The sequence below is a fragment of the Kitasatospora sp. NPDC042419 genome, assembly GCF_056437345.1.
In genome coordinates this window covers 37,108-58,367 of the sequence record NZ_JBWKAW010000006.1, presented here as the reverse complement: position 1 = coordinate 58,367, position 21,260 = coordinate 37,108, and the positions used below count along the sequence as shown (strand labels likewise).

At 77.0% G+C, this 21,260-nt stretch carries 19 protein-coding genes and 1 pseudogene; 10 read left to right on the top strand and 10 right to left on the bottom strand.

The window, feature by feature from the left end; translation table 11 throughout:
- Window positions 1–311: 311 nt before the first annotated feature.
- Window positions 312–1,271, top strand: coding sequence for an ATP-binding cassette domain-containing protein (locus AC067J_RS14675; RefSeq protein WP_478299078.1), 960 nt, complete (start codon window positions 312–314; stop codon window positions 1,269–1,271).
- 185 nt (window positions 1,272–1,456) lie between these two features.
- Window positions 1,457–3,091 (top strand): hypothetical protein, encoded by a 1,635-nt coding sequence (locus tag AC067J_RS14670; RefSeq protein ID WP_478299538.1) that lies wholly within the window; start codon window positions 1,457–1,459, stop codon window positions 3,089–3,091.
- A gap of 30 nt (window positions 3,092–3,121) precedes the next feature.
- Here the strand turns inward: AC067J_RS14670 and AC067J_RS14665 are convergent.
- The 6 genes and pseudogenes from AC067J_RS14665 to AC067J_RS14640 all read right to left on the bottom strand — a co-directional run.
- Window positions 3,122–3,226 (bottom strand): annotated as a pseudogene (locus AC067J_RS14665) (pentapeptide repeat-containing protein); the annotation flags it as partial.
- A 63-nt stretch (window positions 3,227–3,289) separates the two neighbouring features.
- Window positions 3,290–4,213 (bottom strand): LysR family transcriptional regulator, encoded by a 924-nt coding sequence (locus tag AC067J_RS14660; RefSeq protein ID WP_478299076.1) that lies wholly within the window; start codon window positions 4,211–4,213, stop codon window positions 3,290–3,292.
- Between the two features lie 190 nt (window positions 4,214–4,403).
- On the bottom strand, window positions 4,404–5,099 hold the full coding sequence (locus AC067J_RS14655; RefSeq protein ID WP_478299074.1) for a DUF1062 domain-containing protein: 696 nt from the start codon (window positions 5,097–5,099) through the stop codon (window positions 4,404–4,406).
- 297 nt (window positions 5,100–5,396) lie between these two features.
- Window positions 5,397–6,842: an MBL fold metallo-hydrolase gene (locus tag AC067J_RS14650; RefSeq protein ID WP_478299072.1), complete on the bottom strand. Its 1,446-nt coding sequence runs from the start codon at window positions 6,840–6,842 to the stop codon at window positions 5,397–5,399.
- Window positions 6,839–8,173, bottom strand: coding sequence for a sulfite oxidase (locus AC067J_RS14645; protein ID WP_478299070.1), 1,335 nt, complete (start codon window positions 8,171–8,173; stop codon window positions 6,839–6,841). Before AC067J_RS14645 ends, AC067J_RS14650 begins: the two co-directional genes overlap by 4 nt.
- The gene (locus AC067J_RS14640; protein WP_478299068.1) at window positions 8,170–10,464 is read right to left on the bottom strand and encodes a BTAD domain-containing putative transcriptional regulator; all 2,295 of its coding nucleotides are present in this window, start codon (window positions 10,462–10,464) and stop codon (window positions 8,170–8,172) included. The genes AC067J_RS14645 and AC067J_RS14640 overlap by 4 nt, the downstream gene beginning before the upstream one ends.
- A 221-nt stretch (window positions 10,465–10,685) precedes the next feature.
- Between AC067J_RS14640 and AC067J_RS14635 the strand changes: the two genes are divergently transcribed.
- From AC067J_RS14635 to AC067J_RS14620, 4 genes are all read left to right on the top strand, one after another.
- Window positions 10,686–11,033: a GntR family transcriptional regulator gene (locus AC067J_RS14635; RefSeq protein ID WP_478299066.1), complete on the top strand. Its 348-nt coding sequence runs from the start codon at window positions 10,686–10,688 to the stop codon at window positions 11,031–11,033.
- Window positions 11,030–12,061 (top strand): DUF1648 domain-containing protein, encoded by a 1,032-nt coding sequence (locus tag AC067J_RS14630; RefSeq protein WP_478299064.1) that lies wholly within the window; start codon window positions 11,030–11,032, stop codon window positions 12,059–12,061. The genes AC067J_RS14635 and AC067J_RS14630 overlap by 4 nt, the downstream gene beginning before the upstream one ends.
- A gap of 247 nt (window positions 12,062–12,308) precedes the next feature.
- Window positions 12,309–13,322: a permease gene (locus tag AC067J_RS14625; RefSeq protein WP_478299062.1), complete on the top strand. Its 1,014-nt coding sequence runs from the start codon at window positions 12,309–12,311 to the stop codon at window positions 13,320–13,322.
- Window positions 13,323–13,753: 431 nt separating this feature from the next.
- Window positions 13,754–14,638, top strand: a complete 885-nt coding sequence (locus AC067J_RS14620; protein ID WP_478299060.1) for a TIGR03943 family putative permease subunit — start codon at window positions 13,754–13,756, stop codon at window positions 14,636–14,638.
- A gap of 527 nt (window positions 14,639–15,165) precedes the next feature.
- On the opposite strand, the gene AC067J_RS14615 is transcribed toward AC067J_RS14620, so the two are convergent.
- Entirely contained in the window at window positions 15,166–16,011 is an 846-nt protein-coding gene (locus AC067J_RS14615; RefSeq protein WP_478299058.1) for a LysR family substrate-binding domain-containing protein, read from the bottom strand.
- A 58-nt stretch (window positions 16,012–16,069) separates the two neighbouring features.
- On the opposite strand from AC067J_RS14615, the gene AC067J_RS14610 reads away from it, so the two are divergent.
- Both AC067J_RS14610 and AC067J_RS14605 read left to right on the top strand, forming a co-directional pair.
- Complete coding sequence (locus AC067J_RS14610) at window positions 16,070–16,504, top strand: DUF5997 family protein (protein WP_478299056.1); 435 nt, start codon at window positions 16,070–16,072, stop codon at window positions 16,502–16,504.
- Window positions 16,505–16,979: 475 nt separating this feature from the next.
- Complete coding sequence (locus AC067J_RS14605) at window positions 16,980–17,750, top strand: transglycosylase family protein (protein WP_478299054.1); 771 nt, start codon at window positions 16,980–16,982, stop codon at window positions 17,748–17,750.
- Between the two features lie 188 nt (window positions 17,751–17,938).
- On the opposite strand, the gene AC067J_RS14600 is transcribed toward AC067J_RS14605, so the two are convergent.
- Window positions 17,939–18,529, bottom strand: coding sequence for a TetR/AcrR family transcriptional regulator (locus AC067J_RS14600; protein ID WP_478299052.1), 591 nt, complete (start codon window positions 18,527–18,529; stop codon window positions 17,939–17,941).
- A 74-nt stretch (window positions 18,530–18,603) separates the two neighbouring features.
- Between AC067J_RS14600 and AC067J_RS14595 the strand changes: the two genes are divergently transcribed.
- Entirely contained in the window at window positions 18,604–19,431 is an 828-nt protein-coding gene (locus AC067J_RS14595) for a class I SAM-dependent methyltransferase (RefSeq protein ID WP_478299051.1), read from the top strand.
- Between the two features lie 607 nt (window positions 19,432–20,038).
- On the opposite strand, the gene AC067J_RS14590 is transcribed toward AC067J_RS14595, so the two are convergent.
- Window positions 20,039–20,356: a hypothetical protein gene (locus tag AC067J_RS14590; RefSeq protein ID WP_478299558.1), complete on the bottom strand. Its 318-nt coding sequence runs from the start codon at window positions 20,354–20,356 to the stop codon at window positions 20,039–20,041.
- Here AC067J_RS14590 and AC067J_RS14585 point away from each other — a divergent pair.
- Window positions 20,297–20,677, top strand: coding sequence for a TetR/AcrR family transcriptional regulator C-terminal domain-containing protein (locus tag AC067J_RS14585; protein ID WP_478299049.1), 381 nt, complete (start codon window positions 20,297–20,299; stop codon window positions 20,675–20,677). The two genes, AC067J_RS14590 and AC067J_RS14585, sit on opposite strands and share 60 nt — an antisense overlap.
- On the opposite strand, the gene AC067J_RS14580 is transcribed toward AC067J_RS14585, so the two are convergent.
- Entirely contained in the window at window positions 20,650–21,204 is a 555-nt protein-coding gene (locus AC067J_RS14580; protein WP_478299047.1) for an SgcJ/EcaC family oxidoreductase, read from the bottom strand. The genes AC067J_RS14585 and AC067J_RS14580 overlap by 28 nt on opposite strands.
- Window positions 21,205–21,260: the final 56 nt, after the last annotated feature.

Genomic DNA, 21,260 nt, shown 5'->3' with positions numbered 1-21,260 from the left:
CCCGGACCACCGACCGATCATTCGGTTCCCGCCGGGCAGGGCCATTGACTCAGTACCCGAACCACCTGTCAAGGCCCGCCGCGCAGGTCGGCCGGGACGGCAGAGACGGCAGAGACGGCAGAGGTGGCTAGGACAACAGGGACAGCAGCAAGTGCGACGGACAGGGCAGGCGGCCGGGGCGAGGCGGCAGGGCGGGCCGGGAGCTTTCGCGCGCCGATCTCTGCCGAACGGCAGATGGCAGCGGCCCGCCGGTCCGGAAGGCTCGACCCCGTCACCTTCCACCCCTCGCACCGGCCGGGAGAGCGGAGCCCATGCCCCACCTCGAAACCGAACCAGCACTCGACCTGATCGACGTCACCAAGGTCTACCGGGGCGGCAAACGCGCCGTCGACGGCCTCTCGCTCCGGCTCCGCCCCGGACTGCTCGGCCTGCTCGGGCCGAACGGCGCGGGCAAGTCCTCGCTGATGCGGATCGTCGCCACCGTCACCCGGCCCACCAGCGGCCGCGTGCTCTACCAGGGCGCCGACGTGCTCGCCGAGCCCGACCTGCTACGCCGCGAACTCGGCTTCCTGCCGCAGGACTTCGGTACCCACCCGAACCTCACCGCGCCCGCGTTCCTGGCCTACCTGGCCGCCGCCAAGGGCCTCCCGGCCCGCGCCGCGCGGACCCGGATCGACGAACTGCTCGCCCTGGTGAACCTCACCGAGGCGGTCCGGCGGCCGCTCGGCGCGTACTCCGGGGGCATGCTGCGCCGCGTCGGCATCGCCCAGGCGCTGCTCGGCGACCCCCGGGTCATCGTGGTCGACGAGCCCACCGCCGGGCTCGACCCGGAGGAGCGGGTCCGGTTCCGGAACCTGCTGAGCACGCTCGCCACCGACCGGGTGGTGCTGCTCTCCACCCACATCGTCTCGGACGTCGAGTCGGTCGCCGGGGACATCGCGGTCGTCGCGGGTGGCCGGCTGCTGCGCCGGGGCACCCCCGAGGAGCTGCTGGGCGACCAGGCCGGCCGGGTCTGGGAGGTGGTCGCCGACCCGGCGGCGGTGCCCGCCGTCCAGGAGCGGTACGTGGTGAGCCGGATGGTGCGGACGGGCGACGGCCGCCTCCGGCTGCGGCTGCTCGCGGACGGCGCGCCGTCCGCCGACGCCGTGCCGGTCGCGCCGGACCTGGAGGACGCGTACCTGGCCCTGGTCCGGTCCCCGGGCGGCGCGGGCGCTTCGGTCGCGGGCCGGGGTGCGGTCGCGGGCCCGAGCGGCTGGGAGGTGCGGCGGTGACGGGGCGCGTGCCCGCCCGGGGCCGGTCGGCGCTCACGGCACGGACCGCGCCCAGCGGGCCGGACGGACGCGAGAGCCCGGACGGGCGCGGAAACCCGAACGGTGCCGGCGGGCGCGGCGGGCCCGCCGGACGGAACCATCGCCGCCGGCGGAGTGGCCCGGCCGGTCCCGGCACGCTCGCCCGGCTGGCCCTGGGCGACTTCCGGGACCGGGTCCGGCGCCCCGCCTACGCGGTGACCCTGCTCGCCGCGGTCGGCCTCGGCCTGCTGGCCGTCCCGGCCGCCGACGGGCACTGGGCGATCCTCGCCCTCGGCCGGTACCGGGGCACGTACAACAGCGCGTACGTCGGCACGGCGACCGCGCTGGCCGGCGCGCTCTGGCTCACCCTCGGCGGGTTCCACGTCGTCCGCAAGGGCCTCGGCCGCGACGAGGAGACCGGGGTCGGCCGGATCCTCGCGGCCACCCCGCTGCGGACCGCCGACCTGCTGCTGGCGAAGTTCCTCGGCAACCTGCTCGTCCTCGGCTCGATGCTCGGGGTGCTCGCGCTCACCGCGCCCGCCCTGCAACTGATCCGGGGCGAGGACCGGACCGTCGATCCGGTCGCCCTGCTGACGCCGTTCCTGGTGCTGACGCTGCCGCTGCTGGCGGTGACGGCGGCCGTGGCCGTCCTCTTCGAGACCGTGCCACTGCTGCGGGGCGGTCTGGGGAACGTCGCCTGGTTCGTCGTCGCACCGACGCTGCTGATCGCCGGCGAGGCCCCCGGTGCGCCGTTCGGCGGGCTCGGCCTCGGCCCGGCCGCCGCCTCGCTGAGCGACGGCCTGGCCGCGCGCGGCGTCGAACTCGGCGGCGAGGAGTTCAGCCTCGGCCTGACCAGGGTGGACTCGCCGCTGGAGCCGTTCCCGTGGGACGGCACGGCGTTCGGGGCCGGGTTCCTGCTGCAGCGGCTGCTGCTGGTCCTGCTGGCGGTCGGGCTGGCGGCGCTGCCGGCGCTCTGGTTCCACCGGTTCGACCCGGCGCGGGCCGCGGGCGGAGGGGCGGACCGGGGCGGGTGGCGGACCGTCGGCACGGAGCCGGCCCCGGTCGCCCCGGCCGTGCTCGCGGCGGCTCCGGCCGTGTTCCCCGCCGCCCCGGCCCCGCTCCCCCGGCCCTGGCCCGCCCCGGGCGGTGCTTCGGAAGGCGGACCGGGCGGTACTTCGAGGAGCCGGTTCGGACGCGGCTTCGGGCGGCTGCTCGCCGGAGAGACGCGGATCCTGCTCGGCGAGGCCTCGCGCTGGTGGTGGCTGGGGACCGTCGGGCTCGCCCTGGCCGGGCTGGCCGTCCCGCCGGAGACGGGCACGGGCGCGCTGCTGCCGGCCGCCTGGGTCTGGCCGGTGCTGCTCTGGTCCCGGCTGGGCAGCCGGACGGCCGAGTACGGGCTGGAGGTGCTGCTCGGCGCCTACCCGGCCGCCCGCTCGCGGCTGCTGGCCGAGTGGGCCTCGGGGGTGGTGCTCGCCGCCCTGACGGGCGCGGGGGTACTGGTCCGCCTCGTCGCGGCCGGCGACACCGCCGGGACGGCGGCCTGGGCTGCGGGCGCCCTGTTCGTACCCTCGCTGGCCGTCGCCCTGGGCGTGCTCTCCCGCACCCACCTGCTGTTCCAGGCGCTCTACCTGCCGCTCTGGTACCTGATGGTGAACCAGGTCGCCGCCCTGGACTTCATGGGAGCCGTCCGCCGTGCCGGACAGCCGGCCGGGCCGTCCCCGCTGCTGGTCACGGCGGTCGCGGTGATCCTGCTGGGCGCCGCGCTGCTGACGGCCTCGGCCCGCCGCGCCGCCCGCGCCTGATCCGGGCGGCCCTCCACCCCCACGGAGGGCCGCCCCACGCAGGGCCGCCCCACGCAGGACCGCCCCACGCAGGACCGCCCCACGCAGGACCGATCCCTCGCGCCCGGCCCGGCCCGACCGTCGGAGCGGGAGCACCGGAAGCACCGGGCACACCCGGGGACACCGCCCGGGCCGGGTCGCCGCACCGACCGCCCCCGCTCACCAGTCCCGTGCCGCCTCCACCAGCCGCTCCCGAACCCGCGCCACCGCCGGGCCCACCACACCCGGGCGCTGCACGAGGTAACCGGTGTTGATCGGCGGGTCCTCGGGCTCGTCCAGCAGGACGAGGGCCCCGGACGCCAGTCCGGCCGCGCCCAGGTAGCGCGGCACGACGGCGAAGCCCGCGCCCGCCGTGACGGCGGCGATGACACCCCGCAGGTCGGGCACGGTGAGCGCGGCACGGCAGACGAGGCGGCGGTCGAAGACGTGGCGCCAGTACCGGCGCACGATGGGCAGGTCCTCGGCGTAGGCGACCAGCGGCACCTCGTGCAGCGCGGCCGGTCCCTCGGTGGCGAGCCGGCCGGCCAGACGGTCGGCCCAGACGGGTGCCGCGACCAGCACGAACTCCTCGTCGGCCAGCGGCACCGCGGTCAGCGCACGGCCGCGCGGGCGGTCGGTGGCGATCACCAGGTCGTGGCGGCCGGCCCGCAGTTCCTCCAGCAGCGGCTCGGTCAGCCCGGGCGTCACCCGCAGCCGGATCCCCTCGGCCACCAGCGGGGCGAGGGCGGGCAGTGCCAGTGTGCCGAGCAGTTCGGCGGGGCCGGCCAGGTGGACGGGTTCGGCGGCCTTCGGCGGCCGGGCGCCCGGGCCGGTGACGGCGACGAGCGCGTCGAGCGGGTCGGCGATCCTGGCGGCGAGTTCGTCGGCGGCGGGTGTCGGGGTGACGCCGCGCGGCTTCCGTTCGAACAGCTCGCGGCCGGTCTGCCGCTCCAGCGCGCGGATCTGCGAGGTCACCGTCGACTGGGAGAGGCCGACGAGTCGGGCGGCGGCGGTGAACGAGCCGGAGCGGTGGACCGCGAGGAAGGTGCGCAGCAGGTTCAGGTCGGCGGGCACCGCGGGGGCGCCTTGGGGGCTCTGGCTCACGCCGCCAGCCTATGCCCGCCGCCCCCACCCCCCTCCGCGTCCGGATCCGCGTCCGCGCCCCGACCCCCGTCCGCGTCCGCATCCGTGCGATGGCAGGGCCTCCTGGCGGGCTCGACGGCCGGCTGCGCGCCGAGCGGCCGGCCAGGAGGCCCTGCTGTCACTCTCCTACGCTCCCGTCATGCCGGTCGCCCTACGCTCCCGCCGCCGCCGGGCGCGCGAACCGCTGCGGAGCGTCGAGCGATCCGACGTGGCCCGGCGCCGTGCGCGCGTCGGTCGGAGCGCCGAGGAGCCTCGGATGGCTCACGGCCTCGACGGTGACGGTCCCGCGGACGGCGAACTCGAAGTCCTGCTGCGCCTTGGCGCCCAGGGCCGGCGGGAGGTGGATGCGCCCGTCGCCGACCATGCGTCGGACCTCGTTGCGGCTGACGCCGAGCCCGAGCATGAGCAGCCGTTCGACGCGGACCGGTGCGGGCAGCTCGAAGCCGACCTGGACCCTGAGGGGCGTCGGGTCGTCGAGCGCGTAGAGGGGCGTGCGGGCCTCCAGTTCCCAGGTGCCGGTCCAGTCGAGGCGGTACCCGTTCTTCGTGGCGAGGGACGCGCTCATCGTCAACTCCCCCACTACGGCGGAGTCGTTGGTCTCGTACGCCACCAGGCGGGCGGGATCCAGCGAGGAGACGTGGGCGCGCTCGTGGACCGGCACCTTCGACGTCCGGTCGCACGCCGCACAGCTCAGGAGGAGCCAGACGTCGAGGAGCTTGCCGCTCGCGTTGACGCGGACCTTGCCCGAGGGGCGGTGCCGCTTACCCGGGCAGTCCGGGCAGGGTCGCACGACGGTGGGCAGCGCGGACTGACGCACGGCCCACAGGGCCTTGCGGTCGGTATTCATGAATGTGGTTGCTTTCAGGACTGAGCAGGAGCCCTCGCAGGCAGGCTGCGGCTCCTGGGATCTGACGGATGCACACGTGGGCGCGAGTCATCGCCTCGGGGCCGAGTCGTCAGACTCCGAGGTCGACCGCGCGACGGGCGGTTCTTGCTACGTGGCAGCCGTTAAAAGTCCATGCGGCCGATCATGATCGGGCCGCGCCCCGCAGGCAACCCATTTTCCCGCCCTGGGCCCCCGCCCCGCGCCCCGTCGCCGTGTTCAGCCACGGCGGTCCCGCCGCACGGCGGCCGGTCCCGTGGGTCACAACCACCGCGCCAGGTCCGCCGCGCCGCCGCTGACCACCGCCGTGACCGGGATCCCCGCCGCCGCGAGCAGGCCGGCCGCGACCGTCGCCCGCCGGCCCCGGCCGCAGACCGTCCAGTACTCCCGCTCCGGGGACAACTCGGCGATCCGGTCCGGCAGTTCGGTCAGTGGTACGGCAAGGGCGCCGGGCAGCGGAGGGTCCGGCGCGGGGCGGACGTCGAGGACCTGCACCGGTCGGCCGGGGACGGCCGCGCGGGCGCCGGGCACCTCCGAGACGTCCGCCGTCCGCAGGGCGGCGAGCGGCCGGCCGGACGCCCGCCAGCGCTCCACCCCGCCGTCCAGCTGGCCGACCAGGCGGGCGTCGTAGCCGATCCGGAGCAGCTGGATGACGGCCTCCCGGGCGGCGTCGGCGGCCGGCTCCGGCAGTACCAGCACCAGTGGCGTGCCGAACGGGACGACCTCGCCGATCAGGGCCGCGAAGGAGCCGTCCAGTTCGTCGCCGAGCGAGCCCGGGAGATGGGCGTCGGCGTACGTCCGGCGGTCGCGCGCGTCGACCACCGTCGCGCCCCGCCACATGGCCTCCTGGACCTCCTCGGCGGTGAGCGGCAGCAGCGGCGGCGGGCCGCCGAGGACGGGCGGGCCGGACCGGTTCAGCGGGCCCATCCGCCGGTAGTAGGCGGGCGGCGGGGGCAGTCCGCGCAGCCGGGCGGCCACGAACGCGTCCTCGTCGGCGGCCAGCAGGGCCGGGTTGGCCCGCAGTTGGTCGCCGACGGTGCTGGTCCTCGCGGTCCCGGACCGCGCGGCGGACGGGGGCGGCGCCGCGCGGTCGCCGGAGGGTGCGGTGTCCCCACCGGCCGGGGGCGCGCCGATCGTGCACGAGCTGCCGGCCCCGTGGGTGGGCAACACCCGGGTCTCCCCCGGTAGTCGGGAGAGGCGGCGGATCGACCGGTACTGGGCGCGGGCCAGTTCGACGGTCCGCTCGGGGCCGGACAGGTCGGTGCGGCCGGCGCTGCCGACCAGCAGGCTGCCCCCGGTGAACACCGCCACCGGGCGGCCGCCTTCCGGGCCGTCGTCGAGCACCAGGTAGGCGGTGTGCTCGGCGGTGTGGCCGGGGGTCTCCAGCGCCTGGACGCGCAGGCCGCCGACGGTGACCTCGTCGCCCTCGGCGAGCGGCAGGTGGTCGAAGCCGTACCGGGCGCGCGCCGGCCCGGCGACGGTGGCGCCGGTCGCGGCGCGCACCTCCAGGGCGCCGGAGAGGTAGTCGTTGTGGACGTGGGTCTCCAGCACGTACCGCAGCCGCAGGCCGCGCGCCTCGCAGGAGGCGAGCAGCGGCCAGCAGTCCCGCTGGGGGTCGACCAGCACCGCCTCGTCGCCGGATGTCAGCAGGTAGCTGGTGTCGCCGAGGGCGGCGGTGGTGACCGGTTCGACGGTGTTCCCGCTCATCGGCGCGGCCCTCCTCGTTCCGCGGGCGGCCTGCCGCCCCTGGCCCCGTTGCCGGTGCCGGTGCCGTTGCCGGTGCCGGTGCCGTTGCCGTTGCCGTTGCCGTTGCCGCCGTTGCCGATGCCGCTCGCGCTCGCACCGACGCCGCCGGGCCCATCCCCCGACCGCCCTCCACCGGAAGGCCGTTCGGCCGACGGCCGATCCCCGTCCGGCCCGTCCACCGGCCCGCCGTCCGGCTCGCCCACCGACCCGTCCACCGGCTCGCCGTCCGGAGCAGCCACGACCTCCACCGAGACTCCCGTGACCGGGTTGCAGCCGTACCCCTGCTCGTTCCACGGCGCCCGCATCGGCTGGGTGTGCCCGTCGGCGTCGGTGGCCCTCGCCTGGAGGAGGCGCCGGCCCGGCACCCGCGGGGTCCACTGGTACCACCACTCCGCCCACGCGTACCGTCCGGCCGCCGGTACCAGTACGGCCTGCCGCCAGTCGGCGCCGCCGATCCGCACCTCGACCTGCCGCACCTGCGCGCCGCCCGACCAGGCCCGCCCGCGCACCACGCAGGCGACCCCGGCCGGCAGCCGGGAGTCCGGCGCGGGCGCGGTGATCAGCGACTTGACCCGGATCTCGCCCACCGGCCCCTCCGGCGTGCCGTCCGGCATGCCGCGCGAACCCCGGTAGAGGTACTCCTCGGCCTGGAACGGCCCGTGGAACGGCTCGCCCACCGCCCGCACGCCGACCAGCCACTTGACGTCCGCCACCCCGTACCGGCCGGGGACCACGAGGCGGACGGGCGCACCGTGGCCGGGGCTGAGCAGGGCGCCGTTCATCCGGGTGGCGAGCAGGGTGTCCGGATGCCTGGCGAGGTCGACCGGAAGGCTCCGCTCGAAGGCGGTGCGGCGGCCGTGCAGTTCGCCGAAGTCGGCGCCGGTGAAGACCAGTTCGACCGCCTCCGGGCGCACCCCCGCCCGGTCCGCCAGCACCGCGAGCGGCACCCCGGCGAACCGGGCGCAGCCCACCGCCCCCTGCTCCCACGGCAGTCCGGGCGGCCGCGGCGTCATCAGGCTGCGGCCGTTGCCCGCGCACTCCACCACCACATCGAGCTCACGGACCGGAAGGGCGGCCAACTCGTCGTAGCTGAGTGAGAGTTCACGCTCGACCAGGCCGTGGACGTGCAGCCGCCAGCGTTCGGGGGTGAGCCGGGGGACGCCGAAGTGGTCGCGCACGAAGAACGCGGCGGTGGGCGTGAGCGGTTCGGCCAGTGCGGCCGGCGGGGTCTGCGCGTTGTACGGCCGCTCGGTGACCGTGTCCGGCCTCCACCGCGTCCGGCTCCTGCTCATCGCGTCCCACCACCCGTCCGGACGACCGGCCCACCCGAAACACCCGAAACGCCGGAAGCACCGCCCGAAGCACCGGAAGCCGCAGACACGCCATGAGCGCCAGCAGCGCCAGCAGGACCATGAGCGCCAGGAGCGCCGCCCCCGAGCCGGGCGAGCGCGCGGTGCGCACCGAGCGCCTCGAAGACCGCCGCCGCCTCGGCCCGCAGCACCCGGTCCGCCTCGGCCGGACCCGGGTGGGCGGCCAGCGCCTGGGCCTTCTCCCGGGCCGCCCAGAACGGCTGCCGCGCCCGCTCGTACAGCGCGGCCGCCGCCAGGTGGCGGACCCGGGCGCCCCGCGGGTCGCCCCGCGACGCGGCCAGCGAACCGAGCGCCGACTCCGCCATCGCCCGCCACGCCGAGCTCTCGGACCGGGCCGCCACCCGCCGGGCCGCCGCCGCGTGCTCGGCCGCGCCCGCAGGGTCGCCGAGCGCCGCGAACGCCTCGGCCGCCACCGGGTAGAGCGGCGCCGTGCAGCTCGGGCACTCGCCGCGCAGGGCCGCCGAGGCGGCGGCGGCGTGTGCCGCGCGGACGGCCTCGCCGGGCTCGCCGCGTTCCACCGCGTCCAGCGCCGCCGTCGCGTACAGCCGGCCGAAGGCGTGCCGGGCCGCGGCGGGCGGTGCGGCCCCTGCGGCGGCCGTGCCCCACCCCAGGTGGGCGGCCGCCTCCGCGCTGTCGCCCCGCCCGGCCGCGTACTCGGCGAGCCGCTGCCGGGGCAGCGCGCCGGAGCGGCCGTCCAGCTCCTCGTACAGGTGGGCGCTGCGCTCCAGGCAGCCGGGCGCCTCGTCCCAGCGGCCGCGCAGCAGCAGCGACTCACCGAGCAGGCACCAGGCGAAGGCCTCGGCCCGGCGGGCGCCCCGGGCGTTCGCGAGGTCCAGGGTCCGCCGGGCGAACTCCTCGACGCCGGCGCTCGGCCCGTCCCCGTACAGCTGGTACTGGCCCAGGCAGGAGTGGATGTCGAGGGCGCGGGCCGTCCGGCCGTCCGCGTCGGCGGTGGCGCCGAGCCGTTCGATCTCCCGGTGCAAGCCCTCCCGCCAGGTGCCCCGGGCGTGGTGGACGGCGGCCAGCGCCTCCCCGGCGGCGGCCAGGTCCTCGCCGTCGCCGTGCTCCCCGGCGAGGGCCAGCCCGGCCTCCGCCGCCTGCTGCGCCTCGCCGTGGCGGCCGGACCTGCGGAGCCAGTCGGCGCGTGACCGCAGCAGCCGGCCGGCCTCCGCCGGGTCACCGCCGACGGCCGCGAGCGCGCGCTCGGCGGCGGCCAGGTGCGGTTCGGCCGCGGAGGCCTCGCCGCCGGCCAGCAGGGCGCCGGCGGCCTTGCGGTGCAGCCGGGCGGTCCGCAGGCCGGCCCGTCCGGCCGGCGGGGTCAGCACCCCCGGGGAGGCGGGCAGGTCGACCACGGCCGGCTCCAGTGCCGACCCGTACGCGACGGCGGCGCCGGCGGTGTCCCCGGAACGCATCCGCCGGTCGCCGACGCCCTCCCAGAGTTCGCCGGAGAGTTCGGCCCGGACCTGTCCGCCGGTGCGCACCTGCTCGTGCAGCCGCTGCGCGGCCGGCCCGGGCCCCTCGGTGCCGTCCGAGGCCTGTTCCAGCGCGGCGGCCAGCCGGTCGTAGGCGTGCAGCGCCTCGTGCCGCCGGCCGGCCAGCGCGTGGACCCTCATCAGCGCGAGCGCGGCCTCCTCGTGCAGCGGGTCGGCGGCCACCGCGCGGCGCAGCGCGGCGGCGGCGCCGTCCAGTTCGGCGTGCGCCTCGTGCAGGCCGCCGAGTTCGACCAGCAGCGCCAGGTACTCGGCGTGCAGGGCCTGTTCACGGTCGGCCACCCACTCCTCGTAGCGCTCCTCGGGCAGCAGGTCGCCGCCGTACCGGGCGACCGCCCGCTCGTAGGCGTTCGGGTCGCGGGCGCGGCGGGCGTGCAGGGCGGCCTGTTCGAAGTCCTCGACGTCCACCCGGAGCGGGGCGCCGCGCAGGGTGAGCAGCCCGCCGCCCGAGTCGAGGTGGGCGCGGGCTGCTGCCGGGTCGGTCCCGAGGGCGCGGCGGGCCTCGTCCAGGGCCCGGCGGAGGCGGTCGGCCCCGGCCTCGGGGGCCTGGTCCGGCCAGAGCCGGCCGAGCACCTGTTCGCCGTGGAGCCGGTGCCCCGGCGCGAGTGCGAGCAACTCGACGAGGTTCCGGGACTTCCGCAGGCGCCATCCGCCGTCGGCGATCTCCCGGTGGCCCACGCGGACCCGGAAGCCGCCGAGGAGCCGGATGCGCAGTGCGTGCATGCGCCGGTGCCTTCCCCGTGCGGACACTTCGAACGTACGTCGGCGGCCGCCCGTCGGCGACTTCCGGGCGGATCGGGGCGGGGGGACGGCTCGGAAGAACGGCGCAGGCAACGGCGCGGGGAACGGCGCGGGCGGGCCCCGCGGGCGGGCTGCGGCGCGGTCCGGCGCGCGGTCGGAGCCCCGGCTCACCTTCCCCGGATGGTGCTACTGTCACTAGCACCATGTTGCTGAAGCTGGACGCCGGGGACTCCCGCCCGCTGCACGAACAGGTCGCGGGGGCCATCCGCCGCGCCGTCGCCGAGGGCGAGTGCGCGGCCGGGGAGCGCCTGCCTCCCGCACGGGAGCTGGCGCGGGCGCTGGGCGTCAATGCCAACACCGTGCTGCGCGCCCTGCGGGTGCTGCGCGACGAGGGCGTGCTGGAGTTCCGCCGCGGACGCGGGATCACGGTCGCCCGGGGAGCCGACCGGCGCTCCGAACTGCTCGACGCGGTACGGCGCCTGGTCGCGGACGCGGCACATGCCGGCTACAGCAGGGAGGAGCTCGTCGAGATGATCAGGGGGCTGGAATGAGCGGCGGCGCGAACGGCGGGAGCGGCTCGGACGACTCGGACCGCGCGAACGGCGGGAGGCGCGGAGCCGGGAGCCGGGCGACCGTCGCCGCAGCGGCGGCCGGGGCCGGCGCGGTCGCGGTGCTGCTGCTCGCGCTGCCCTGGGCGGCGCGCGGTCGACTGCCGGACCCGCTGGCCACGCACTGGAACGGCACAGCGCCCGACGACTCGACGTCCCTGGTGGCGGCCGCCGTCGCCCCCGCGCTCTGCTGGCTGGCCCTGGTCGCCGCGGCGGCGGTCGCCCGGTGGCGGGCCGGGGAGCCGGCCCGGACCTGGACGGGCGCCGGCCTGGGCTTCGGCGGCGCCATGCTGCTCGGCGCACAGGCCGCGATCGTGCGCGCCAACCTGGACCGCCCGGACTGGCAGCACGCGCGCCCGCTGGGTCTGGAGGTGGCGGTGGCCCTGGCGGCGGCGGTCGCGACCGGCCTGCTGGGCTGGTGGCTCGCCCGCCGGGGCGGCCCGGGGCCCCGGCCGGTGACGGCGACCGACGGGCCGACGCTCGACCTGCCGGACGGGCAGCGGGCGGTCTGGCTCTCCCGGACGGTCAACCCGTGGCTGGGCCTGCTCGCCGGCGCCTTCGGGCTGGGCGCGGCAGGGGCCGCGCTGGCCGCAGCACTCGGCGGACTGGGCGGCCCGGGGTGGGCGCTGTCCGCCCCGCTGGCGGTGGTCGCGGTCACGGTGGCCGGCTGCTCCTCGGTGCAGGCCCGGGTGACCGAGCGGGGTCTGGACGTGGCGTTCGGCCCGTTCGGCTGGCCGGCCCGGCACTGGTCGCCGGCGGACGTCGCGGCCGCCCGGGCCGAGGAGCGCACCCCGGCCCAGGTGGGCGGCTGGGGCTACCGGCTGAGCGGCCTGGGCACGACGGTGATGCTGCGGCGCGGCGAGTGCCTGGTGGTCCGCCCGCGCCGGGGCGTCGAGTTCGCGGTCAGCGTGGACGACGCCGAGCGGGGCGCCGCCCTGCTGAACACCTTGGCCGCCCGTCGGTCCGACTGACCGGCGCACCCGCCGGAAAGCCGTCGTCCCGACGGCCCAACCGGCAACCGGGCACAGCAGGTTGACGCCCCGCCGGCTTCCCGGAGGAGCCCCTCCGCGAACGGGACACTACCGGAGGACCGCCGCCGGGTGAAGCCCTAGATGAAAGTGATTATCAACGCTACTCTGCCTCCGGGCTCGCCACATGACGGTGAGCAGACAGGACTTGCCGCGCACCCCGCGGCGAGCGGGCTGAGGGGCGGTCACCGTGGTGGAGACGAGTCTCGGCAGCGTCCGGAAGGCCCCGGCACCGCAGGCGGCGACCTCGCCACCGCGCCGGGGCACCGGCCTGCTGACCGGAGCGCTGGTCGTCGCGGCGGTCACCGCCCCGGTGCTGGCCTGGACGTGGGACTCCGGCGGCGTCCGCGCCTGGCGGACCCTGCTGGTGGCCATCGTGGTGCAGGGACTGCCGTTCCTGGTGCTCGGCACCGTCGTCTCCGCGGCGATCGGCGCCTTCGTCCCGGCCCGGGTCTTCGCCCGGCTGCTGCCCCGCAACCCCGCACTGGCCGTCCCGGTCGCCGGGGTGGCGGGCGCCGTCCTGCCCGGCTGCGAGTGCGCGTCCGTCCCGGTGGCCGGGAGCCTGATGCGGCGCGGGGTGGCGCCGGCCGCCGCCCTCGCGTTCCTGCTGTCCGCGCCCGCCGTCAACCCGGTCGTCCTGGTGTCCACCGCCATCGCCTTCCCCGACGCCCCCGAGATGGTCCTCGCCCGACTGGCGGCCTCACTCGGCACCGCGCTCGTCATGGGCTGGCTCTGGGTGGCCTTCGGCCGCCCCGACTGGCTGCGCCTGCCCAAGGGACCGGCCGAGCGCGGCGCCGGCCGCAACCCGCTCGACGAGTTCCGGCGCGGCCTCCAGCACGACTTCCTGCACGCCGGCGGCTTCCTGGTGGTCGGCGCGGCGGCGGCCGCCACCTTCAACGTGCTCGTCCCGCCGTCCGTGCTGCGCACCTTCTCGGACTCCCCCTGGCTGGGCGTCCCGGCCCTCGCGGTGCTGGCCGTCGTCCTGGCCGTCTGCTCGGAGGCGGACGCCTTCGTCGCCGCCTCGCTCACCGGCTTCTCCCCGACCGCCCGGCTCGCGTTCATGGTCGTCGGCCCGATGGTCGACCTCAAGCTGATCGCCCTGCAGTCGGGCTCCTTCGGCCGCGCCTTCGCCGTGCGCTTCTCCTCCGCGACCTTCGTGGTCGCCGTCGTCGCCAGCCTCGTGACCGGGGCGGTCCTGCTCTGACCCGGGTGGCGCCGGGCCCGCCCCACGGCACCGGCGCCGCCCCGGTACCGACGCCCCGCGCGGGGTCCGGTGTGCGGTCGGCGGCCCGTCGACCGCACACCGGACCCGCCCGCCCACCCGCCCACCGTGAACACCCGGCCCGTCCGCGAACACCCAGCCCGCCCGCGCCGGAGAAGCGCGCCGGCCCGTCGTGGCGGGCCGGCGCGGCACCGGCCAGATCCGACAGGAGTACCGAAGGTGCACACCATCGCCCCACCGGGCCGCACCGGCCCCGGCCCGCGCCGACACCCCCGCAGCCCGCTGCACCGCCTCCCGGCGCCGGCCGGCGCCGCCCTTCAGCCCCGCACTGTTCTTCATCCCCCGGTTGCCCTCCACCCCCGGGTTGCCCTCCAGCCCCGGCCCGGAGGGCCGGACGCCCGGGGAGGACGGAGGTGAACGCCGCCGCCCGCACGCTGCGAGCCCGGGTCCTGGCACTCGCACCGTCCCTGCTTCTCGCCCTGGTCGGCACCGCCGTGCTGCGGATCACCGTGGGCAGCGACGTCTTCCTCCAGTACGTCAAGGAGGAACTGCGGATCCCGCTCGTCGCCACCGGCCTCATCCTGCTCGCGCTCGGCATCGCGGGAACGGCGGTCCGGCTGACCGAGGGGCGGCGGGAGCCCGTCCTGGAGTTCCGCCGGGACGCGGAGGGCAACGCCCAGTGGCACCGGCCGGCCGCACCCGCCGGCCACGACCACGACGGTGAGGGCGACACCGGGCACGGATCGGGACACGACCACAGCCATGAGCACGGGCCCCGGGTGGCCTGGCTGCTCACCGTGCCCGCCGTGCTGCTGCTCTGCTTCACCCCGCCCGCGCTCGGCTCGTTCACCGCCTCCCGCGAGGGCACGGACGCCGCCGTCGACACCGCCGCCTACGCCTCGCTCCCCGACCGGCCGGCCGCACCGGCGGCGGTGTCCGTGCCGACGGCGATGGGCCTGGGCGAGTTCATCGCCCGCAGCCGCGACCCTCAGCGGGGGCTGGCCGACCGCCCCGTCCGGCTGACCGGGTTCGTGACCGCCGGCGCCGCCCCCGGCGAGTGGTACCTCAACCGGCTCGTCGCCAGCTGCTGCGCCGCCGACGCCCGGCGGCTGCGCGTCCTGGTGCACGCCGACGGGCCGACCCCGGCCACCGACAGCTGGGTCGAGCTGACCGGCGTCTGGCACCCCACCCCGGACGCGCCCGCCACGGCGGCCCCACGGCTCGACGCCCGGGAACACCACGGCGTGCCGCAGCCACGGGCACCGTACCGGGACACACCGCCCTCCGCGGAGAGCTGAGGCGCCACGGTCAGGGCAGGGGTGGCCTCGCCGGGCCGGCGTCGGCGGGGCCACCCCTGTTCCGGCAGCCCTCACCTCCGGCCCCCACCGCCCACCCCCGACAGGCCGACCCGGCGGCTCGGCTCCTGCATTCGGCCCTCCCGCCCCGACCGCTCAGCCCTTCCGTCCCTCCACCCCTCCGCCCCGACGCATCAGGCCCACGCGTGTTTGCAAAGCCGCGTCGGACCAGGCCCCGGCTCCCCCGGCCTCCGGCCGGGAGGTACCCCCGCTTCGCGCCCGGCCGGGCGTGCGCCCGGATCGTCCTCGTACTGGGCCGTACTCGTTGGGCTCTACTTGGGCGATTCGGGCGTGCGTCCAGGTGGGGCGCCTCCCGGCCGGAAGGCCGGGAGCGCCCGGCGTCGCGGACCCGGCGGGGCTTTGCAAAGTCTCCCACTTTGCAAAGTGGGAGACTTTGCAAAGACGTCAGCGCTCAGCCCTTGTGCTCAGCCCCAGCGCTTCTCAGCCCCAATGCTCAGCCCTCGCGCTTCTCAGCCCTTGCGCTTCGGCCGGCCGCGCCGGGCCGCCCCGGCACCGCCGCCGGACGCCCCGCCGGAGCCACCGCGCGGACGCCCGCCGCCGGCCCGGTTCCCGGCCGTCTTGGCGCCGGTCCTGCCCGCACCGGGCTTCCCACCTCCGGACTTCCCGCCGCCGGCCCTGCCTCCGGCGGCCTTGCCCCCGCCGGACGGCTGCTTCGCGGGCGCGGCGGCGGGAGCGGCGGCCTGGCCACGGCCGCGCGAGCTGTTGACCGTCCGGCCCCGCACGATCCCGATGAACTCCTCCACCAGGTCGGTGGTCTGCTCCTCCGGCCACGACAGCGCCACCCGGGACTGGGGCGCGTCCGTCATGGGCCGGAAGGTGAGGTCCCGGCGGTGGTGCAGCCGGGCCAGCGACTGCGGGACGAGCAGCACGCCCACCCCGGCCGCCACCAGCTCGATCGCGTCCGCCGTCGTCGCGGGCCGCTCGATGGCCGGGCGCCCGGGCAGCTCCTCCCAGCCGAGGGTGTCGTCCAGCGGGTGGAAGACCACCTCGTCGGCCAGGTCGCCGAGCGCCACCTCCTCCGCGGCCGCCAGCCAGTGGTCCTTCGGGAACACCACGACCGTCACCTCGGTGTACAACGGAATGGCGCTGAGGCCGGTCCGGTCGACCGGCAGCCGCACCAGTCCGGCGTCCGCCCCGCCGGTCCGCAGCGTCGGCTCGGCCTCGGCCGCGTCCACCGCGACCAGGGCGAGCGGGACGTCCGGCAGCCGGTCCGCCCAGACGCGCGCCCACTTGCCGGGCGTCACGCCCGGGACGTACGCCAGCCGGAACGAGGGTGTCACCTGCATCTCTGTCACCCGGGTAAGGCTACCGACCGTGAAAGGCGGTGCCCTCCGCTCGCTTACCCTGGTGACCATGACATCGCTCAAGCAGAAGACCACGCAGACCATGAAGCCGGCGACGGCGGCGAAGAAGCTCGGGGTCTACCTCGGCGCCACCCCTGCCGACTTCCAGTCGGGCGTGATCTCCCGCGAGGAGCTCAGCGCCCTGCAGACCGAGCCCCCGCAGTGGCTCCAGGACCTGCGCCGCAACGGCCCGCACCCGCGTTCCGTGGTGGCCAACCGGCTCGGCGTCTCCGTCTCGGGCCTGGCCCGCGGCGGCGTCACCGACGCACTCACCACCGAGCAGATCGACGCCCTGCGCGAGGAGAACCCGGACTGGCTGCAGCGCGAGCGCACCATCCAGGCCGAGGTTCGCCGCGAGACCGTGCGGGTCAAGGAGAAGCACGAGAAGGAGGAGAAGCAGCGGCAGAAGGCCGAGGCTGCCGCCCAGCGCGGCCAGGCCCGCTGACCGGACGGCGCTCCGCCCGTTCCCGTCGCCCCTCCGTCCGACTGCTTCGCGTCGCTCGTCCGGCCCTGGCCGTTCGGCCGGTCCCTTCGCCCGTTCGGCCCTGGCCGTTCGTTCGACCCGGTCGCCCGACCGGCCATCGCCGCCCGTTCGGCGACCGCCTTCCCCCGGCCCTCCGGCGTTCGCGCCGGAGGGCCGTCGCATGCCCGGAGACGACACCGCCGGGCCCCTCCCGTCCGCCCGGACGTTCGCACAAAGGTGACCCACCGGTCACCGCCACGCCGCACCACCTGCCACGGACGGCTCCGGCGACCCGACCGGGGCGGGCGAAAGGACGGCCGGTCGAGTGGCGGCGCAGAGCCGGTCGGGTGACCCGCCCGACGTGTCGGCGACGCCGTGGCGGCCCCGGCGTGCGTCGGTGGGAACGCGCCGCTCCCCAGCGGCGTGCGCCCCCTGTCCCCGGACCTGAGAGCCGCCGATGCCCCCCACCGCGCAGCTGCGCCGCCTGCTTCCCACCGCCGTGTGCACCCTGGCCGCCGTCCTCGCCGCCCCAGCGGCGCACGCCGCACCACCGGGTCCGGGAGGCGCAACGAGCGCGAACCGGGGGGCCGGCATCGACTGGGACCGCGTGGCGGCCTGCGAGAGCGGCGGGAACTGGCACATCAACACCGGCAACGGCTACTACGGCGGCCTCCAGTTCGACCAGCCGACCTGGCGGGAGAACGGCGGCCTCGCCTACGCGCCCCGCGCCGACCTGGCCACCCGCGAGGAGCAGATCGCCGTGGCCCACCACCTCGCCGGGAAGCGCGGCCTCGCCCCGTGGCCGGTCTGCGGGGCCCGGGCCGGGCGCGACGGCCAGCGCCCGCCCGTCGCCGCCAAGACCGAGCCCGCCCCCGCCTCCGCCCCCACCTCCTCGGACTCCGCCGAGCCGGCCGGTTCCGCCGACCCCACGGACTCCGCCGTGTCCGACACCGGCGCCGCGTCCGGTGCCGACCTCGGCTCCGCCCCCGCTACCGATTCCGGCCCCGGCGCCGACGCGGACGCCGGAACCGCCGCGACGTCCGCCGGACCGCCCCCGGCCGACCGGCCCGCCACCTGGACGGTGCGCGACGACGACACCCTCGACACCATCGCCGACCTGCTCCGACTCCCCGGCGGCTGGCCGGCCCTGTACGAGCGGAACCGCGCCGCACTCGGCAACGACCCGGACCTGATCCAGCCCGGCCAGGAACTCGTCCTGCCGCTCTGACGCCCGGCACACGGCCGGCGCCCCTCCCCCGGGGCGCCGGCCGTTTCCGCTGCCCGGGGCCCCCACCCCCGCCGGACGGCCGGCGCGCCGGGTCCTGCGCCGGCCCCGACCCCAACCGGCCCGGTCGCGGACCGCCACCCACCCGGACGACCGGCCCCGGACCGCTCGGCCCCGGACCGGTCGTGGCCTCAGCCCCGGACGGTGCCGGCCAGGACCGTGGTCACGGTCCTGTGGACGGCTCCGTTCTCCGGTGCGGCGCCCGTCCGGTCGGCGAACAGCATGTGCGCGGCCCCGATCAGCGTGGGAGCGAGCGTGTCGACGTCGGCGTCCGCCGCGATGCGGCCCAGTCCGCGCTCGGCGGCGAGGTAGGCGGCGATCACGGCGGCGGCGTCCGTCAGGACGGGAACGCCGGTCGGCCGGGCCAGCCGGAGCCGGGCCCGCAGTTCGTCCCGGGAGGTGACGAGGCCGACGATCGCGACGGCGACCGAGCCGAACAGGTCGGCGAGCGCGCCGGTGAGGTTGTCGGCGACGGTGCCGGTGCCGGCGAGGTCGCGGAGGGCGGCGCCGCTGCCCTCGATCCGGGCGACGCGGTCCAGGACGAGTTCGGCGAGGAAGCCGTCGAAGTCGGCGAAGTGCCGGTGCAGGACGCCCTTGGCGCAGCCCGCCTCCGTGGTGACCGCCCGGCTGGTCAGCGCGCTCGGGCCGTCCCGGAGCAGGACGGACTCGGCGGCGTCGAACAGCTGCTCCCGCACGTCGCGGATGGCTACCCCTGTCGGCACGGTTCGCCGCCCCCTTCGGTCCGTCCGGACCCACCCGATTGACGAGTGGGCATGTGCCCACTCATAGTGGGCACATGCCCACTTTACCGTTCCCCGAGGGTGAGTCGCATCGACACCGCCGGGCGGCGGAGTCGTTCGGCACGGACGCCGAACGCTACGACCGCGCCCGGCCCCGCTACCCCGACGCCCTGGCGGAGGCGGTCATCGCCGCAAGCCCCGGCCTCGACCTGCTGGACGTCGGCATCGGCACCGGCATAGCGGCCCGGTCGTTCCGGGCCGCCGGCTGCCAGGTGCTCGGCGTCGACCCCGACGCCCGGATGGCCGCCTTCGCCCGACGTCGCGGCCTCGACGTCGAGGTCGCCACCTTCGAGGCCTGGAACGCGGCCGGCCGCACCTTCGACACCGTGACGGCCGGCCAGACCTGGCACTGGATCGAGCCCGTCGCGGGAGCGGCCAAGGCCGCCGAGGTCCTGCGGCCCGGCGGTCGGCTGGCCGCGTTCTGGAACGTCTTCCGCCCCTCCCCCGAGACGGCGGCGGCCTTCTCCGAGGTCCACCGCCGGGTCCTGCCCGACGCGCCGCTCAACCCCTGGGCCAGGCCCCCGATCGAGGGGTACTCGCCCCTGTTCGCCAAGGCCGCCGACGGAATGCGGCGGACCGGCGCGTTCGGCGAGCCGGAGCAGTGGCACTTCGACTGGGAACGGGCCTACGGCCGGGACGAGTGGCTCGACCAGCTCCGCACCGGCGGTGACGCCGGCCGGATCCCGCCGGCCGGGCTCGAAGCACTGCTGGCGGGCACCGGAGCCGTCATCGACGCGCTGGGCGGCACCTTCACGATGCGGTTCACCGCGGTGGTGGTCACGGCGGCACGGAACCACGACGACCCACCGGGCCCGCCGGCCTGACCGGCCGACCGACCCCCCTGCCGGACCCGCGGACGGCTGACCGGGGGCGGCTCAGGCCGCCGGCAGTGGTCCGAGCTCGGCGGCCCACTCCGGGTCTCCGGGTGGAGCGCAACCTTCTCCTCGTGCAGGGCGAGGGTCTCGCGGGCCGGCGTCGGCGTCATGTCGTCGGACAGGTCCGGTCCGATGGCGGTCCCGGCCGGATGGTTGCATGATCTGCGGGTCACCGGCCGGGCGAACCGGGTCGTACATGGAGCGCCGCAGGGCCGGCGGGTCGGCGATGCCCACGCAGTAGGCATGGCTCCCCGTGAAGCGTCGCCGGGATCACCGCGGTCCTGACCCACCGTCGAGAGCGACACCGACTCGACGGAAGCGGCGCGCCGCATCGCGGTCCCCTTGAACGCAAAGCGCCGCACATGGACGATCACGCCGTCTCCCCCATTCGATTCGACTGAACCGGCTGGTTCGAAAATCCGCTCCGATTGGTTCGACACTGGACTGAACCCATGGGTTCGGAAGTGTCAACCGGGGCCGGGCGCAAGGCTCGTGGACGGATCGAGCGGCGTCAGGCGATCCTGGACGGCGCGTTCGCGGTGTTCGCACGGCGTAGCTACGCGCAGGAGTCGGGTGTCGCCAAGCCGACCGTCTCTACCGTCACCTCGACGACAAGGAGAGCCTCCACCGCGAGGCCGTCGGGGCCGTCGAGGCCGTCGGGGCCGTCGGGGCCGCCTCCGACCGGGTCGGCGCCCATGATCTCGCCGTCGTCGAGCAGCCTCGCGGGGCCGCCCGGGACGGCGATCCGCGCGCCCCGCCCACGGCCGCGGCCCGCGGCCTGCTGCGGTCGTTCAGCAGCGAGGACGCCTGCGCCGTGCGGCAGTTGACCTCCGCCCAGGCCGTACAGTTCCCCGACCCGGCGACGAGTGTGCACGAGCGCACCGCCCTGCGCGTACGCTCCGCCCTCGCCGGCCGCCTGGGCCCGTGCGACCCGGAGCTCGCCGCCGAGCACTTCCCCTCCCTGCTCACCGGACCGCTCGCGTACCGCCCCGACGCCGGCCCGGACACCGTCGCGGACTCCGCCGTCGACGTCTTCCTGGGTGCCTACGGTCAGTGCCCCCGGCCGCCGGGTACGGCGCCGCACGCCCTCCCGCCCCGGGCGACAGGGCGAGGGCGGCGATCCACCACGGCGGCGCCGATCCCCTACCCCACCCGCCCGGCCCGCCGTCAGGCCGCCGCAGGCTGCGAGGCCTGACGGCGGGCCGGGCGGGTGGCCGGCTGGGCGGCGAAGGAGACCGCCTCCATCAGCCGCCGGTGCCCGGTCTTCTGGACGGCGGCGATCCGCCAGGCAGACGTACCGTCCGCCGCCCCACCCCCTCCCACCGCACCGCTCGTCCGCTCGCGGACCAGGGTGTAGGTGGCGACCTTGCCGAGCCTGCCCGGGCGGCCCTTGTAGGTGTCCCCGACGGTGACCGCCACGGCCGTGTCGGGTCCGTAGAAGCGGATCTCGGCGACCTCCAGCGCCAGCCGGGTGCCCTTGAGGAAGCTCTCGAAGAGCGCCTGGTGGGCGCGCCCGATCTCCGGACCGCCGTGGTAGACGGTGCCGACGTAGGTGACGTCGGTCGCGTCGGCGGTGAACAGCTCTCCGTAGGCCGTCCCGTCGCCGCGGTCCCACGCCTCGCGGGCGCGCTCCAGCAGGGCGCGGATGCCGGCCCGGTCGGCGGCCTCGGCACGACCGGCCTGGGTGTCGGTACCGGCGCCGGTGCGGATGTCGGTGTTCATGGGTCCCCTCCCGTGACAGTTCCCTGAAGGAAGTTACTTCCTCAAGGATTTATCTT

What these genes read in the sequence shown, in the direction of transcription:
- AC067J_RS14675 (WP_478299078.1), top strand. Translation starts at nt 312, where the DNA reads ATGCCCCACCTCGAAACCGAACCAGCACTCGACCTGATCGACGTCACC.
- AC067J_RS14645 (WP_478299070.1), bottom strand. Translation starts at nt 8,173, where the DNA reads ATGAGCAGGAGCCGGACGCGGTGGAGGCCGGACACGGTCACCGAGCGG.
- AC067J_RS14605 (WP_478299054.1), top strand. Translation starts at nt 16,980, where the DNA reads ATGCCCCCCACCGCGCAGCTGCGCCGCCTGCTTCCCACCGCCGTGTGC.
- AC067J_RS14630 (WP_478299064.1), top strand. Translation starts at nt 11,030, where the DNA reads ATGAGCGGCGGCGCGAACGGCGGGAGCGGCTCGGACGACTCGGACCGC.
- AC067J_RS14640 (WP_478299068.1), bottom strand. Translation starts at nt 10,464, where the DNA reads ATGCACGCACTGCGCATCCGGCTCCTCGGCGGCTTCCGGGTCCGCGTG.
- AC067J_RS14655 (WP_478299074.1), bottom strand. Translation starts at nt 5,099, where the DNA reads ATGAATACCGACCGCAAGGCCCTGTGGGCCGTGCGTCAGTCCGCGCTG.
- AC067J_RS14650 (WP_478299072.1), bottom strand. Translation starts at nt 6,842, where the DNA reads ATGAGCGGGAACACCGTCGAACCGGTCACCACCGCCGCCCTCGGCGAC.
- AC067J_RS14595 (WP_478299051.1), top strand. Translation starts at nt 18,604, where the DNA reads ATGCCCACTTTACCGTTCCCCGAGGGTGAGTCGCATCGACACCGCCGG.
- AC067J_RS14635 (WP_478299066.1), top strand. Translation starts at nt 10,686, where the DNA reads ATGTTGCTGAAGCTGGACGCCGGGGACTCCCGCCCGCTGCACGAACAG.
- AC067J_RS14580 (WP_478299047.1), bottom strand. Translation starts at nt 21,204, where the DNA reads ATGAACACCGACATCCGCACCGGCGCCGGTACCGACACCCAGGCCGGT.
- AC067J_RS14610 (WP_478299056.1), top strand. Translation starts at nt 16,070, where the DNA reads ATGACATCGCTCAAGCAGAAGACCACGCAGACCATGAAGCCGGCGACG.